11 protein-coding genes are annotated in these 14,968 nt (G+C 56.9%); 4 read left to right on the top strand and 7 right to left on the bottom strand.

Annotated elements, in window-relative coordinates; all coding sequences use genetic code 11:
* Nucleotides 1-42: 42 nt before the first annotated feature.
* Nucleotides 43-1,086, bottom strand: a complete 1,044-nt coding sequence (locus GOV90_RS01210; RefSeq protein WP_171089550.1) for an ornithine cyclodeaminase — start codon at nt 1,084-1,086, stop codon at nt 43-45.
* On the bottom strand, nt 1,086-2,006 hold the full coding sequence (gene rocF / locus GOV90_RS01215; RefSeq protein WP_171089552.1) for an arginase: 921 nt from the start codon (nt 2,004-2,006) through the stop codon (nt 1,086-1,088). Before rocF ends, GOV90_RS01210 begins: the two co-directional genes overlap by 1 nt.
* Before the next feature lie 86 nt (nt 2,007-2,092).
* On the opposite strand from rocF, the gene GOV90_RS01220 reads away from it, so the two are divergent.
* The gene (locus GOV90_RS01220; protein WP_171089554.1) at nt 2,093-2,521 is read left to right on the top strand and encodes an Lrp/AsnC family transcriptional regulator; all 429 of its coding nucleotides are present in this window, start codon (nt 2,093-2,095) and stop codon (nt 2,519-2,521) included.
* 100 nt (nt 2,522-2,621) lie between these two features.
* Complete coding sequence (gene mprF / locus GOV90_RS01225; RefSeq protein ID WP_171089556.1) at nt 2,622-5,231, top strand: bifunctional lysylphosphatidylglycerol flippase/synthetase MprF; 2,610 nt, start codon at nt 2,622-2,624, stop codon at nt 5,229-5,231.
* A gap of 2 nt (nt 5,232-5,233) precedes the next feature.
* Here mprF and GOV90_RS01230 read toward each other — a convergent pair whose 3' ends face one another.
* From GOV90_RS01230 to GOV90_RS01245, 4 genes are all read right to left on the bottom strand, one after another.
* Complete coding sequence (locus GOV90_RS01230) at nt 5,234-6,784, bottom strand: efflux transporter outer membrane subunit (RefSeq protein WP_253284721.1); 1,551 nt, start codon at nt 6,782-6,784, stop codon at nt 5,234-5,236.
* An 11-nt stretch (nt 6,785-6,795) separates the two neighbouring features.
* On the bottom strand, nt 6,796-7,941 hold the full coding sequence (locus tag GOV90_RS01235) for an HlyD family secretion protein (RefSeq protein WP_171089560.1): 1,146 nt from the start codon (nt 7,939-7,941) through the stop codon (nt 6,796-6,798).
* Between the two features lie 21 nt (nt 7,942-7,962).
* A complete protein-coding gene (locus GOV90_RS01240; RefSeq protein ID WP_171089562.1) occupies nt 7,963-8,325 on the bottom strand; it encodes a DUF3302 domain-containing protein in 363 nt (120 codons plus the stop codon).
* Between the two features lie 205 nt (nt 8,326-8,530).
* Nucleotides 8,531-9,292: a DeoR/GlpR family DNA-binding transcription regulator gene (locus GOV90_RS01245; protein WP_171089564.1), complete on the bottom strand. Its 762-nt coding sequence runs from the start codon at nt 9,290-9,292 to the stop codon at nt 8,531-8,533.
* 179 nt (nt 9,293-9,471) lie between these two features.
* Between GOV90_RS01245 and glpD the strand changes: the two genes are divergently transcribed.
* Complete coding sequence (glpD, locus tag GOV90_RS01250; RefSeq protein WP_171091141.1) at nt 9,472-11,049, top strand: glycerol-3-phosphate dehydrogenase; 1,578 nt, start codon at nt 9,472-9,474, stop codon at nt 11,047-11,049.
* 197 nt (nt 11,050-11,246) lie between these two features.
* The gene (locus GOV90_RS01255; RefSeq protein WP_171089566.1) at nt 11,247-11,792 is read left to right on the top strand and encodes a DUF2087 domain-containing protein; all 546 of its coding nucleotides are present in this window, start codon (nt 11,247-11,249) and stop codon (nt 11,790-11,792) included.
* Between the two features lie 36 nt (nt 11,793-11,828).
* On the opposite strand, the gene GOV90_RS01260 is transcribed toward GOV90_RS01255, so the two are convergent.
* Nucleotides 11,829-14,966, bottom strand: coding sequence for an efflux RND transporter permease subunit (locus GOV90_RS01260; protein ID WP_171089568.1), 3,138 nt, complete (start codon nt 14,964-14,966; stop codon nt 11,829-11,831).
* Nucleotides 14,967-14,968 lie beyond the last annotated feature (2 nt).

Here is a 14,968-nt window from a genome sequence, read left to right on the forward strand (position 1 = left end):
GCGCGCGTAGCGCGGCGGGGGCAGAGCCCCCATGACAACGCCTCACCCAGCTCGCATCAGCATTCCGAACAGATCGCGCGGATCATCGGGATCGGCCAGCATGTCCAAAGGCTCAAAGAAACCTGTGCCTTCGATCGCTTGCTTTACATAGCGCAGGGCTGAGAAGTCTTCGATTGCGAAACCTACGCTGTCGAACAACGTAATCTGACGATCATCGACACGCCCTTTGGCCGCGCCAGTGATGACCTGCCACATCTCAGTTACCGGATGATCCGCGTCCAGGGCCTGAATTTCTCCTTCGATACGGGTCTGTTCCGGGTATTCAACGAAAATGTCCGAACGGAGCAGGATGTCGCGATGCAGTTCTGTTTTGCCCGGACAGTCGCCACCGATGGCATTGATGTGAACACCGGGGCCGACCATGTTATCGGTCAGGATCGTGGCGTATTTCTTGTCTGCGGTGCAGGTGGTGATGATCTGGGCGCCTTCGATGGCCTCCTCTGGCGTGGTGCAGGGAACAACAGTCAAACCCTTGCCCTGCAGGTTTTTGGCACATTTTGCCGTTGCGTTCGGGTCAGTGTCGTAGAGCCGGACGGTATTGATGCCACACATTGCCTTAAAGGCCAGACACTGGAATTCAGACTGCGCGCCGTTGCCGATCATCGCCATCGTGGTGGCGTTTGTTGGGGCGAGATAACGCCCAACCAATGCCGAGGTTGCCGCTGTACGCAGGGCGGTCAACAGCGTCATCTCGGTCAGCAGTGTTGGGTAGCCAGTATAAACATCCGCCAACAGACCAAAGGCCGTGACTGTTTGCAAACCTTCCGAGGTATTCTTGGGATGGCCATTGACGTATTTGAAGCCGTAGGCCTCACCATCCGAGGTCGGCATCAGCTCGATCACGCCATGTGGTGAATGCGCTGGAATACGTGGGGTTTTGTCAAAACTTTCCCAACGTTTGAAATCGGCTTCGATCTGTGCGGCGATCTGGGTGATCATCTGCTCGACGCCAATGTGATGAACCAATCGCATCATGTTGTCGACGGATACAAACGGCACGAGGGCTTTGTCAGAAGGTTGGGTCATCAGAAACTCCGGGTGGGGCGGTCAAAAATGCGGCGGCCCATAAGCGAGGCGGCCAGATCGACCATCAGTTTGGCGGTGCGGCCGCGTTCATCCAGAAACGGGTTCAATTCAACAAGATCCAACGAACTGACCAGCCCACTTTCATGTAGCAATTCCATCACCAAATGGGCTTCGCGCTCGGTTGCCCCGCCAGGAACCGTAGTGCCAACGGCGGGCGCTATGGCGGGATCGAGGAAGTCAACATCCAGCGACACATGCAGCAGGGCATTTTCGGCGCACACCCGGTCCAGAAAGGCCAGCAGAGGTGCTTTTATCCCATGCTCATCAATACTGCGCATGTCGGCCAGCATGGCGTGGTCTTGCTCGAGTGCTGAACGTTCAGCTGGATCGACAGAGCGCAGGCCAATCATTCCAACGCGGTCCGTTGGGACCGTGGCAGACAGGGGGGGAAAGGCATCAAAACCGGGTCTGCCGGTAAAATAGGCCACCGGTGTTCCGTGCAAGTTGCCGCTGCCTGTGCTGTCCGGTGTGTGAAAGTCGCTATGGGCGTCCAACCAGAGCACAAACAGCGGCCTTTCGACCTGTGCCGCATATGCGGCCATCCCGGCGACGGTGCCCATGGACAATGCATGATCGCCGCCCATGAAAATAGGTACGCCCTGACGCGCGGCCGCCTGCGCCGTCGTGCTGAGAGCGCGGGTCCAGCCCACACATTCGGGCAAAGAAAAGAGGTGAGGGTGGTCGACTAGGCCGGTTTCTTCCGGGGTTACGTCACCCTGGTCCTGAACGGAATGGCCAAGATCGGTCAAAGCCTCTTGCAGCCCGGCCACACGATAAGCGTCCGGGCCCATCCGGCATCCTTGACGGCGTTTTCCGGCGTCCATGGGGACGCCCACCAATATGATAGTTTTCATGTCCATATGCTCATTTAGGCTGGCAGAGTGTCTTGCGTGAAGGCAGCAAAATGCTCAAAATGGGTCAAGAAAGTCCTTAATGAGAAAAAGATATGGACGATTTGGACAATCGATTGCTCAATGCGTTGCAACGTGATGCGCGCGCCAGCCTGTCTGAGCTGTCAGAAACGCTCGGCGTGACGCGCACCACGGTGCGCAGCAGGTTGCAACGGCTGAAGCAGTCCGGTGAAATTGTCGGCTTCACCGTTCTGACCCGAAGGGATCTGGCACAAAGCCCGGTGCGCGGTTTGATGATGCTGGAGATTGAAGGGCGCGGGACAGAGCGTGTCATGGCGCGTATAGCGGCCTTGCGGCAGGTGACAGCAGTGCATTCGACCAATGGCAGTTGGGATCTGATAGCCGAGATCTCCGCCGAAACCCTGGCCGAGCTGGATGAGGTTTTGTTTCAGATCCGCCGCTTTGACGGTATCACACGATCCGAGACGAATCTGCTGTTGTCCACACGAAAGGGGCGGCTCTAGTTCTTTGAGATGAATACAATTTGTGCCAGTGTTTCTTGGCAAAAGATGACAAAGCGATCGCTGGATCGATTGGATTTGCAGACAGGCAGGGACGTGCAGCATGACCACTTCGCAGAAATCTGACGAACCGCTCGCCTTGCAATGGGCAGAACGTATTACGACGATTCTGGAGAAGCCTTGGCTGCGCATTGCGATACCCATTGTCGTAACGGGCATTGCCCTGACGTTTTTGCACGAGTTGTCGGCCCATGTGAAATGGTCGGATGTGCAGAACGACATTTCGGCGACGTCTTGGAAACTGATGTTCATTGCGCTGTGCTGGACGGCGTTCAGTTTCTTTTCCTTGTCACTTTACGACGTGTTCGCTGTGCAGAGCGTGGCTGATGGCAAAGTACCCTTGCCGGTGGCCGGAATGGCAGGAGCCAGCGGTTATGCTGTATCAAATTGCCTCGGTTTCTCTTACATCACCGGAACCGCGATCCGGTATCGGATCTATGCATCGCTTGGTCTGGATCTGGGGCGCGTGGCCGGGGTGATTGCGACCTCTTGGGTGGCGTTCTGGATGGGTCTGGTTCTGATAGTGGGTCTGTTGTTGACCTTTCATCCCGACGGCATCTCGAAGGTGGTGCCGGTCAGCGCAACAGTGGAAACCGCCATCGGGCTGTGTCTGCTGGGTGGGCTGCTTGTCCTCTTCATCTGGTTGTCCACCGGTGGACGGCGGTTTTCATTGGCCGGTGTGGGGTTCAACCTGCCGGGCGGAAAACTCGCAAGCCTTCTGACGCTGGCCGCGATTGGCGATCTGTTCGGCGCATCCATGGTGCTGTATGTCCTGATGCCGGACGATCTGGGCGTTGGCTACCCGTATTTCTTCACGATTTTTATTGCCGCTATCGCTGTAGGTATCCTCAGCCACGCACCGGGTGGTATTGGCGTGTTCGAGGCGACACTGATTGCCGGGCTAGGGGCATCGGGACGATCTGACGTTATTGCCGCGCTGTTGTTGTATCGTGTGGTTTATACCTTTCTGCCATTCACCATTGCCAGCCTGTCGATTGCTGTGGCGTCGGCTCTGACACAACGCCGCCGGATCAGCGGGGCTGCAACCTGGGTGTACCGCGCGATCCGACCAATGGTGCCGATTGTTGCTGCCGGTGTGGCAGCGGTGGCAGGGGTGATCCTGCTGGTGTCAGGGGCGCTGCCTGCGGGGTCACAAAACCTTGGCGTTTTGAAGGATGTTTTGCCGCTGTCCTTTGTTGAAGCCTCGCATCTGGTAGGCAGCGCTATCGGAGTTCTGCTTTTGCTGGTTTCGCGCGGCTTGTTCCGCAAGCTCTACCGCGCGTGGGTGGTGGCGATGTTGTTGATGGCGGCGGGCTTCTTCGCGTCCCTTGCCAAGGGTTTGGACACGCACGAAGCGGTGTCGATGTTGGGGACGATAGGTGTTTTGGCCCTGTTCCGTGGTGCGTTCTACAGGGTCAGCGGCGCTTCGATCTTTCGCCTGAACATCCCATGGCTGATCAGTGTTGTTGTGTTGCTGGCGGTCATTTTCTGGATCGGGCTGTTCGCGTATTCCCATGTGGAATACCAAAACGCTTTGTGGTGGGAGTTTGCTTGGAATGGCGACGCTTCGAGGTTCTTACGCTCGAGCTTTGTTGTGGCTGTGATCGTCGGAGTGGTGGCCGTGAACTCTCTGTTCGGACGCGAAATTCCAACACCACAACGCACCGAAATCCCCGAGGTTGTCGAACGGTTGGTGATGGAATGCGAGGATACCGAGTCCCAGATCTCGTTGACCGGCGACAAGCAGTTTCTGATCTCACCGGATGAAACGGCCTTCATTGCTTATGCCGATACGGGCAACGCGGTGATCTCAAAAGGGGAGCCAGTAGGGGATGAGGTCGCAGGCCGTCAATTGATCTGGCAGCTTCGGGAAATGGCGGATCGTGAAGGAAAGCTGTGTGCGTTCTACAGTGTCTCGACCAAATATCTGCCAACCTTTCTGGATCTGGGTCTGTCGATCCTGAAAATAGGTGAGGTCGCGCGCGTGCCGTTGCAAGATTTCTCGCTGGACGGAAAGTCGCGCAAGCGGTTCCGGCAGGCCAAGAACAGGGCCGAGCGGGAAGGCTATGTATTCGAGATTATCCCAAAGGAAAAACTAGCACCGGTATTGCCAGAATTGCGCGAGATTTCAGATCATTGGCTCGAGCAAAAGGCCGGTGCCGAAAAAGGATTTGCGCTTGGGGGCTTTGACGATCAGTACCTGTCTTATTTCGATCACGCGGTATTGCGCGACGGAAACTCCGGCAAGATCAAGGCGTTCGCCAACCTGTTCCAAGGCGGCAACAAATCCGAACTGTCGCTGGACCTGATGCGCTATGAGCCTGACAGCCCCAGCTTTGTGATGGACGCACTGTTTGCCGAGATGATGGTGTGGGGCTCGGAACAGGGCTTTCACTGGTTCTCGCTGGGGGCTGCGCCGTTTTCAGGCATAGAAAACCGGCAACATGCCTCGCTCTGGAACCGGATCGGAGGGTTCGTTTATGAGCACGGCGAACAGTTTTATCATTTCGAAGGCTTGCGCAGCTTCAAGCAGAAGTTTGACCCGGAATGGAGCCCGAATTATCTGGCCAGCCCCGGCGGGTTGGCCGCGCCGCGTATCCTTTATGAGGTCAATATCCTGATCTCAGGCGGGCTGCGCGGTCTGACAAAGTAGGATCAGTTCAGGCTGGCACCGGTTGGGGTTTTCTGCAGCAGATCGCCCCAATCGGTGCGATAGGCCATTTCGGCCAACACGGTCTCGGGCAGAAACTCCTGATTTTGACGGATTTGCCAACCGCCGCCCAACCCCTTGTACACCGCGACCAGATTGCTGGATACTTGCTGACGCGCTTCGATCAGATTGGCTTGTGAGCGTAACAACGCGGTTTGCGTGTTCAGAATACGAGAATAGCTGGCAATGCCGTCCGTGTACTGGCTGACCGCAATCTCAGCCGCCTTGCGCGAGGCGTCGACGCTTTGCTGATAGAATCCAACCTGTTTACGTGCCTGCGTATAGGCGACCATGGCGCTTTCAACCTCGGAATACGCGGTCAAAACGGTGTTCTGGTAATTGGCGATCAGCGCTTGATAGGCAGCATCCTGTGCGCGGACATTGTTCTTGATGCGGCCATAGTTCAGCACGTTCCAGACGACGCCAGCGCTGGCCAGACCGGTGGTGCTGTTGCCGCTGAACAGGTCGCGCCCGCCCGAAGCCTGTAGGCCAATCGAGCCGGACAGCACGAATTGCGGATAAAGATCCGCCATCGCGATGCCCACCTGTGCCGATTGCGTCGCAGCAGCCAGTTCCGCGGCCCGCACATCCGGGCGGCGGCGCAGAAGTTCGGCAGGTACACCCACGGCGACATTTGTCCTCGCGGACGGGATGCGGCCCGAGTTCCCCAACAAGCTTGTCATCCGGGATGGCGTGACACCCAACAGCACGGCCAGAGCATTTTTGGTCTGTTGCAAGTCACTTTCCAGCTCGGGCACCAAAGCTTTGGTGTTGTTGAGCAGGGCGGTAGACTCCTGCACGTCCAACTCGGTGGTGACACCGTTGTTGAAACGCAATTGGGTCAGGTCCGCAGAGTCTTGCTGCAACTTGATGTTTTCGCGGGCGATTGCCAAAGATTCCTGTAACGCGCGGATGTTGACGTACAAAGCAGCCACATCCCCGGTCAGTGTCACCAACGCGTCGTCGTAATTGGCCACCTGAAGTGCCAGATTAGACCGCGCGGCCTGCACCCCGCGCCGCTGTGCGCCCCAGACGTCCAGCTCCCACTGGGCATCGAAACCGACTTGCGAAGTTGAAAATTCCGTATCTAGTGGGATGATGCGGTTGATATCGGCAATGGGTCCAAGACTGTCGCTGATTTGTCGGCGCTGCAACGACCCGCCAATTGCTTGGGATTGCGGGTAAAGCTCACCAAATGCGATGCCTAACTGTGCACGGGCCTGCAACACGCGAGCCCCCGCGACCTGAAGGGTCAGGTTTTGCGCGTAAGCTTCGGCAATCAGCCTGTTGAGGGTGGGGTCATTGAACGTCTCCCACCATTTCACCACGGGTGCGCTGCGCGATGTCAGGCCGCTTTGGCCGGTGCTGGGGTTGTTCACTTCGATCCATTGCTTCACGACCGGAGAGTTCGGGCGCACGAAATCCGGTCCCACTGGTGCGCAAGCCACCAGAGTAGCAGCGCAAAGGGCAGTTCCCAGAAAACGGCGGAGTGTCATGGCGCGCATCCTCAGATATCCAGCGGTCGGATGAAGTTGGCGAAGGAATAGAGGCGGATGTTGATGCGCCTCAGGAATTCAAAGCTTTTTCCCATGCCCGTGTAAATTGCCACGGCCGCATGGCCACCTGCGGGGAAAGTATGTCCTTCGGGTAAATCGACCGTGATCTGTACAGCGATCCGACCGGGCAGTTTGGGCAATTCAAAACCGGGCAGGCGCCCAGATGGGATGAGCTGCCCTTGCCGTGTCGCCCACCAGATCGCCTCGACTTTGCCGGTCAGGATTTCACCGGGGTAAAGGTCAAGCGCCACTTCAACCTCTTGCCCCGGCTCAACAAACTTCAGGTTCTGCTGGCGGAATGTGGCAAGGAGATAGGGGTTGTCCTCGGTTACGAAACTGGCAATCGCGCCCAAACGAATATCACCAACGACAAGCCCCGGGCGCGCCTGCTGCGAGACGATCATCCCGTTTTCAGGGGCATAAATCGTTGTGTTTTCCAGGAAATACTCGGCCTCAGAAAGCTGCGCCTGGGCCTGAAGAATGCCGGTATTCACACCGTCGATCTGCGATTCCAGCGCCAGCTGTGCCTTGTTCAGATTGGCCTCGGCCTGTTTCACGCCGGCTTGATCTTCGGCGACTTGCTCGTTCCAACGGTCCAGCTCGTCCTGTCGTGCGCCGCCGGCAGGTACCAGGTTCTCGTACCGGGCCTGTTCCGTTATGGCATAGGCCAGTTGCGCATTCGCCCGCTCAACAGCTTCGGTTTTGGCGATGACATCCTGTTCCAGAATTTTCGCGTTCTGCTCGGCCGCGACCAGTTGCGCCTTGGCATTGTCCACCGCTAGCGAAAACACCGTATCATCGAAACGATACAGCGGGTCGCCCTTGGTCACTTGAGTGTTCGGCTCAACCAGCACCTCGGTCAAAATTGTGGGCTGCGTCAGTTTAGGTACGATCTGTATCGTCGAACGCACCACATGGCTGTCTACCGAAAAAGGCTGAAAGAAGCGCAAAGCCACAAGAAAGATCAACAGCAGGTGTGCACCCACCCAGAACGAGACGATGCCCCAGGCAATGTTGAATTTCAGCAATTCCAGCTTGAAGAAAATGAGCCAGACAAAAATGATGTAGAAAAGAGTGATGCCAAGGGCGACGAACATAGGTCTTGCTTTCCTTCGGTCTTAGCCTTGCTGGGTATCGTCTGTGTCCAGACGATCCTGGTATTCCGATTTTACCTTGCCGCCCAGACGTTTGATTTCATCGCGAATGGCGTCTTTCTCTTCGTCCGGACCACGGCGCATGTCGACGGTGACACCATCGTGAAACGCCCACATAAAGGCGTGAACCCAAGGAACCACGGCTAGAAATCCCATCCATCCCATGATCTTGACAGCTTCTGCGTGCGGGTGATTGCGTTTGATCGCGATCCGTCCCGGAAGCCCCATCAGAAACAAGAAAACTGCCATCACTGCAGCAAGCAGCAGGATCAATGCCACAAATGTCAGGTAATCGTAATAGCCCAAAGGCTGGCCCAATAGTCCCATGTTGCCTCCTGCCGGGGTGCGGGTCCCGCTGGTTGTTTTCTGGGGATCGGTCGGCGTGTTTTGTTACCGGGCTTGGCAGAAAAACCTGACTCGGGTGCATCACCGCCCAGGCTCCCCATCCCTGCAATGATCACTTTGTGGCGATACTGTCAGGCCATTACCCGTCTGGCAAGAACAGGTCGGGAAAAGACACGGATAAATTACGTCAATCGGCAATGTGCAGCGCCGTATTCCAGTCTACGCATTTTTGACCAAGTTCGTGGGGCAGGTGCTTATCGGTATAGAAACTGTCGATCTCGCTGAGCGAGGCGATCCGAGCCGGAGCAGAGCGTTGGAATTTTGATTGATCAGCGACCAAACAGGTACGACGCGCCTGTGCGATAATGGTTTGGCTGACCTGAACCTCCTGAAAATCGAAATCCAAAAGATCACCGTCGCTATCTAGGGCCGAGCATCCGATAACGGCCAGATCGAACTTGAATTGCCGGATTGTCGATACAGTCAAATTTCCGATCAACCCGCCATCAGCCCGCCGAAGCACGCCACCTGCCATCACGATTTCGCAGTCTGGGTTTTCAATCAGAATGTTGGCGACATTCATATTGTTCGTCACGACCATCAGGTTCTTGTGGTTCAGCAATTGCCGTGCCACGGCCTCGGTCGATGTGCCGATATTCATGAAGATCGACGCCCCATCCGGAATATCCAGGGCGCAGGCTTTCGCGATGCTGGTTTTGGCATCCGCATTCAGGGCACGGCGATCTTCATAACCGATATTTGAGACGCCAGACCGCAAAACCGCGCCGCCGTGGACCCGGTCAAGCTTGCCCGCATCCGCCAGCTCCGTCAGATCGCGTCGGATCGTTTGAACAGTAACGCCAAATCGTTCGGCTAGCCCCTCAACGGTGACGCGCCCCTCAGAGCTGGCAATTTCCAGAATGTCGGATTGGCGAAAGGAAAGAGACATAGGGCGGGTCCAAGGTAATGCGTTCTTTCGTTTTTGTTCTTTTGGGTGAAATTGGCAAGAAGCGCTGCGTATTTTTCATATCAGCGTTGCAAAAAGAAAATAAACGAACATAAACATTGACCATACGAAGAACATTCTGGCTAATGCGCCTGATCATGCCTGGCGGGGAATCATTGGACATGCAGTCGACAGAAGACCAGATCACAGACCTTTTCATCATCGGCGGCGGCATCAATGGCTGCGGTATTGCCCGAGACGCCGCTGGACGGGGCCTTTCAGTGGCGCTGGCGGAAATGAACGATCTGGCATCGGCTACGTCTTCGGCCTCGACCAAGCTGTTTCACGGCGGGTTGCGGTATCTGGAATATTTTGAAATCCGTCTGGTGCGCGAAGCGCTGATCGAACGTGAAACCCTGCTGCGGGCCATGCCGCACATCAGCTGGCCGATGCGATTTGTGTTGCCATATCACAAAGATATGCGGTTCGATTCCGAGACACCGACATCGCGTTTGCTCAGCACGGTGATGCCGTGGATGCGGGGGCGGCGTCCGGCATGGCTGATCCGGTTGGGGTTGTTCTTGTACGATAATCTGGGTGGGCGCAAAATTTTGCCCGGAACAACGTCACTGAACCTGCGTACGGCCCCTGAAGGAAACCCTCTGCAGGACAAGTTCGAAACGGCCTATGAATATTCCGACTGTTGGATCGAAGATTCCCGTCTGGTGGTCCTGAATGCGCGGGATGCTGAGGCGCGCGGCGCACAGATCATGGTGCGGACCGAGGTGATCTCGGCCGAGCGTGTGGGAGATCTGTGGGAAGTGACCGTGCGGGACCGCGACAGCGATGAGACCCGTGTGATCAAGGCGAAAATGCTGATCAACGCGGGCGGTCCGTGGGTTGGCGACATCATCCAGACCAAGATCCGTGTGAACTCGCGCGAGGGTGTTCGGTTGGTACGCGGCAGCCATATCGTGACGCCCAAATTGTACGATCACGACAAGTGCTATTTCTTTCAGGGCGAAGATGGCCGCATCATTTTTGCCATTCCATATGAGCAGGATTTTACCCTGATCGGCACAACTGATCAGGATCATCCGAATCCGTCCACCAAGCCGGTTTGTACCGAGGCTGAGCAGGAGTATCTCTGCGCCTTCGCATCGAAATACTTCAAACGCGCCGTGACCCGCGATGATGTTGTATGGACCTATTCCGGTGTGCGTCCTCTGTATGACGATGGGGCCAGCAGCGCCACTGCAGCGACGCGTGATTATACGTTGAAGGTCGATGCGCAGGGTGGGGCACCCGTTTTGAACGTGTTTGGCGGCAAGATCACCACCTATCGCAGGCTTGCGGAAAGCGCGCTGGAAAAGGTGGCCGAGTTCTTTCCGGATCTGTCCGGTTCGTGGACAGCAGGTGTCGCTTTGCCCGGTGGAGACTTTCCAGTTGATGCCGTCGACACTCTAAAAAGCGACCTTCTTGCAAAGTATCCGTTCCTCACCACCGCTTGGGCCGCACGCTTGATCCGCGCATACGGCACTGAGGCGCGTGATGTTCTAGTTGGTGCAAAACAGGCCGCCGATCTGGGCGAAGACTTTGGCGCAACCTTGACTGCGCAAGAGGTCGCTTGGCTGATGGACAAGGAATATGCGCGCACCGCCGATGACATTGTATGGCGGCGCAACAAACTGGGTCTTCGTCTGAACAAGGATCAGATAGCGCGGATCGATGAATGGATGGCTGAGCGTCGCGCCGCGTGACAGGGGTCGTAAGACCCTTGGCGGTGGACTCCTGTTGTGTTAGCCCTTGGAGACGGTCGGCAGACACCGAGGCGCCGCTGCTCTGGTTCAGAGTGCTAAACCTGCCTGTGAGACATAATTGACATCGCAACACTCAGGGCGTTGCTTCGTCAGGTCAGCGGCCAACGAATGCGCAGAACGCCCGATGTGGATGTGTGATGAGCAAAACGCCAGTCCCCTTACATATTGATGATCTGACCCCGTTCGTTCGAACCTTGTCCAACCAGCTAGGAGCCGCCAGCCCATCGCACCTGACGCTGATGAACATGGTCGCGCGTGCAGCCGGGTTTCAGAATGTGCAACATATGCGGGCCGACAGTGCCGCAAACCGCAGGCTACAGAACCGGTCCGATCCACCAGCGCCGAATGCCCGGTTGGTTGAACGCACGCTTCATCTGTTCGACATAGAAGGCAGGTTGAGGCAGTGGCCTTCGAAGCGTTCGGTGCAAACCCTTTCGCTTTGGGCGCTCTGGGCTGCTGTACCGTCAAGCAAGACTTTGCATGAGGCCGAGGTTAACGCGTGTCTCAATGCCGAGCATTGTTTTGACGATCCGGCAACTTTGCGCCGCACGATGATTTCCTGCGGGTTGCTGACGCGGCGCAAGGACGGATCAGAGTATCGCAGGGTCGAACAAGAACCGCCGGTCGATGCAAAACAGGTGATCCACAACATCGCCAGACGACGGCGCGAAAGATCGCAATAAGAAAAAAGCCCCGCTGAACTGCGGGGCTTTTTTGGATCATGCGGCGGTTTCGGACGGGCCGGGATCGTTTTTACTACCTTTCAACCACTCTCGCATGCTTTGCATCAACGCGTAGAGAACTGGCACCACGATGACACCGACCACGGTTGCAGCCAGCATGCCGCCAAAAACGGCAACACCAATCGCCTTTTGGCTGGCGGCACCCGCGCCGTTTGCAGCCAAAAGGGGAACAACGCCCAGCAGGAATGATAAGGCTGTCATCATCACAGCCCGGAACCGCTGGAAAGCGGCCTCTGCCGCAGCATCTTTGATCGACAAGCCATTGGCACGTTGCTCCATCGCAAATTCAACGATCAGAATACCGTTTTTCGACGCAAGCCCCACAAGCATGATCATCCCGATCTGCGTGTAGAGGTTGATGTCGCTGCCAACGATCGCCACGGCTGCCACGGCCCCGAACAGGGCCACAACAACGGAAAGAAGGATCGAAACAGGCATCGTCCAGCTTTCGTATTGTCCGACCAGGAACAGGTATCCAAACAGGATCGCAAGCCCGAGGATGATGATCACCAAACTGCCCGAGGCCAGCTGTTGCTGCGCCGTGCCGGTCCATTCGAACGCATAGCCGGGGGGCAGGGCGGTTGCAGATTCTTCCGTCATCACCGTGATGGCGTCGCCACTGGACAGACCCGGTGCGGGCACTGCCGTTACCGTCGCCGAGCGGAACAGATTGTGGCGTTTCAGAAGAACCGGGCCAAGCACGTTTTCCACATCAATCAGCGTACCCAGCGGAACCATGTCGCCTTTTTGAGACCGGACATACAGGTTGGCAATGTCTTCGACATTGTCCCGATAAGTGCCGTCCGCCTGAATCATCACACGGTAAACGCGACCAAACAGGTTGAAGTCGTTGACATAGTAGGACCCCAACTGCGCCTGCATCGTCTGGAAAACCTCGGCCACTGAAACGTCCAGCGTCTTGGCTTTTTCTCGATCAAGATCGACAAAAAGCTGCGGAACGTTGGCGCGGAACGTGGTGTAGGCTTGCCCAATCTCGGGCCTCTGGTTCGCAGCGTATACGAATGACCCTACGGCCGAGGCCAGATCCTGCGGTGAGCCACCACCGGTCTGCTGTACCTCCATCTCGACACCCGCCGACATGCCCAGACCTTGAATGGGCGGCGGGTTGAAGGCCACGATTGAGGCGGCAGATTCGGCGTTGGCGATGGCAAGGACCTTGGCCAGGATTGCATCCGCGCTCAGGTCTTCTTCCTGCCGGTCCGCCCAGTTGTCGAGGTTCACAAAGATCGCGGCACCGTTGGTGATTGTGCCGTTCAAAAGCGAGAACCCGTTGACCAGAACTGTGCTGGCCACTCCGGGGATTTCTCGTATCTGATCGTCCAGACGCGCCGTCACGGTTTCCGTCCGTTCCAGAGTGGCGGCGTCGGGCAGTTGAACGTCAACAAAGAGATAGCCGTTATCTTCAAGCGGGATAAACCCGGCCGAAGTGTTCGACATGATTGTTCCGGTGCCCAGACCAAGACCGACGACGACGGCCAGTGCGATGGCAGGGAAGACCAGCAGCTTACGTACAATCGCCACATAGCCGTTTCGAACCGTGCCGATAAAGCCTTCGAACACAGCCAGCAGCCCCTTGGGCGGGCCTGAACGTTCCCGCAGAACCAGACCACACAGGGCAGGCGACAGCGTCAGCGCGTTGATGGACGAAATCACAACTGCGGTCGAAATGGTGACGGCGAACTGCGAATACAGTCGTCCCGAGATGCCGGGCATAAAGGTCACCGGCACAAACACAGCCAGCAGAACCAGTGTGGTTGCAATGACCGGGCCGGTGATTTGGCCCATCGCCTTGCGGGTTGCTTCGGCAGGAGGCAGCCCTTCGTCTGCGATGATACGTTCAACGTTTTCGACCACCACGATGGCGTCATCCACCACAATGCCGATGGCCAAAACCAGCGCGAACAGCGAAATCGTGTTCAGCGACATGCCAAAGGCCAGTAGGAACGCAAATGTCCCGATCAGTGACACCGGGATGGCGACCGCGGGGATGACCGTTGCGCGCCAACTGCCCAGAAATACAAACACAACCGAGATCACAAGGATGAAGGTCAGGATCAGGGTCGATACAACGTCGTTCAGAGATGCCTCGACAAAGTCGGTGGTGTTGAACGGCACTTCATATTCCACGTCTGTCGGGAACGCACGGGACAGGCGTTCCAACTCTGCCTGCACACGCTCGGACACCGCCAGCGCGTTTGCGCCAGGCGCTTGGTAGATGCCGATCACCGTGGCCGGAACAGCCTGGAAATAGCCTGAGGCCGAATAGAATTGCGCCCCAAGTTCCGTCCGGGCGATGTCCTTGACGCGCACGATAGCGCCGTCAGCCCCGGTACGGATGACAATGTCCGCGAACTCATCCGCTGACGTCAGGCGACCCTTGGATTTGATTGTATATTGAAACGTTTGCCCTTCAGGCACCGGAGGAGAACCGATGGATCCCGCAGACACTTCGATGTTTTGCTCGCGGATCGCGTTGATGACGTCGCCGGGTGTGATGGACAGGGCTGCCATCTTGTCCGGGTCCATCCAAATACGCATGGCGTATTCAAGGTTGGTCAGGACGTCCGCCTTACCCACGCCCTGCACACGCGCCAGCGCGTCACGCAGGTTGATTGAGGCATAGTTTGACAAAAACACGCTGTCATAGGTGCCGTTGGGCGAGGTCAGCGTGACCAGCATCAGCATGTTGGTCGACGATTTCTGCGTGACCACACCCGAAGACGTCACCTCGGTCGGCAACGACGACATCGCCTGCGCAACGCGGTTCTGAACGTTTACCGACGCGATATCAGGGTCGGTGCCGACCTCGAATGTGACGTTTAGCGAGTAAGATCCGTTGTCCGAAGACGTGGACGTCATGTAGATCATGTCGTCCACACCGTTGACCTGCGCTTCGATTGGTGCGGCGACGGTGTTTTCAACAGTTTCGGCGTTGGCGCCGGTATAAGTGGTTGTAACGCTGACCACCGGTGGCGTGATGTCTGGGAACTGCGCGACGGGCAGAACCATATAGCCGATGCCGCCCATGATGGTCAGCACCAACGAAATGACAAGCGCCAGCTTTGGCCGGCTGATGAACAGGGCTGAGAACATCA

The sequence above is a fragment of the Ruegeria sp. HKCCA5929 genome (assembly GCF_013034525.1).
Lineage (GTDB): Bacteria > Pseudomonadota > Alphaproteobacteria > Rhodobacterales > Rhodobacteraceae > Ruegeria.

What these genes read in the sequence shown, in the direction of transcription:
- GOV90_RS01235 (WP_171089560.1), bottom strand. Translation starts at nt 7,941, where the DNA reads ATGTTCGTCGCCCTTGGCATCACTCTTTTCTACATCATTTTTGTCTGG.
- GOV90_RS01230 (WP_253284721.1), bottom strand. Translation starts at nt 6,784, where the DNA reads ATGACACTCCGCCGTTTTCTGGGAACTGCCCTTTGCGCTGCTACTCTG.
- GOV90_RS01220 (WP_171089554.1), top strand. Translation starts at nt 2,093, where the DNA reads ATGGACGATTTGGACAATCGATTGCTCAATGCGTTGCAACGTGATGCG.
- GOV90_RS01210 (WP_171089550.1), bottom strand. Translation starts at nt 1,086, where the DNA reads ATGACCCAACCTTCTGACAAAGCCCTCGTGCCGTTTGTATCCGTCGAC.
- mprF (WP_171089556.1), top strand. Translation starts at nt 2,622, where the DNA reads ATGACCACTTCGCAGAAATCTGACGAACCGCTCGCCTTGCAATGGGCA.
- GOV90_RS01240 (WP_171089562.1), bottom strand. Translation starts at nt 8,325, where the DNA reads ATGGGACTATTGGGCCAGCCTTTGGGCTATTACGATTACCTGACATTT.
- rocF (WP_171089552.1), bottom strand. Translation starts at nt 2,006, where the DNA reads ATGGACATGAAAACTATCATATTGGTGGGCGTCCCCATGGACGCCGGA.
- GOV90_RS01260 (WP_171089568.1), bottom strand. Translation starts at nt 14,966, where the DNA reads ATGTTCTCAGCCCTGTTCATCAGCCGGCCAAAGCTGGCGCTTGTCATT.
- GOV90_RS01255 (WP_171089566.1), top strand. Translation starts at nt 11,247, where the DNA reads ATGAGCAAAACGCCAGTCCCCTTACATATTGATGATCTGACCCCGTTC.
- glpD (WP_171091141.1), top strand. Translation starts at nt 9,472, where the DNA reads ATGCAGTCGACAGAAGACCAGATCACAGACCTTTTCATCATCGGCGGC.
- GOV90_RS01245 (WP_171089564.1), bottom strand. Translation starts at nt 9,292, where the DNA reads ATGTCTCTTTCCTTTCGCCAATCCGACATTCTGGAAATTGCCAGCTCT.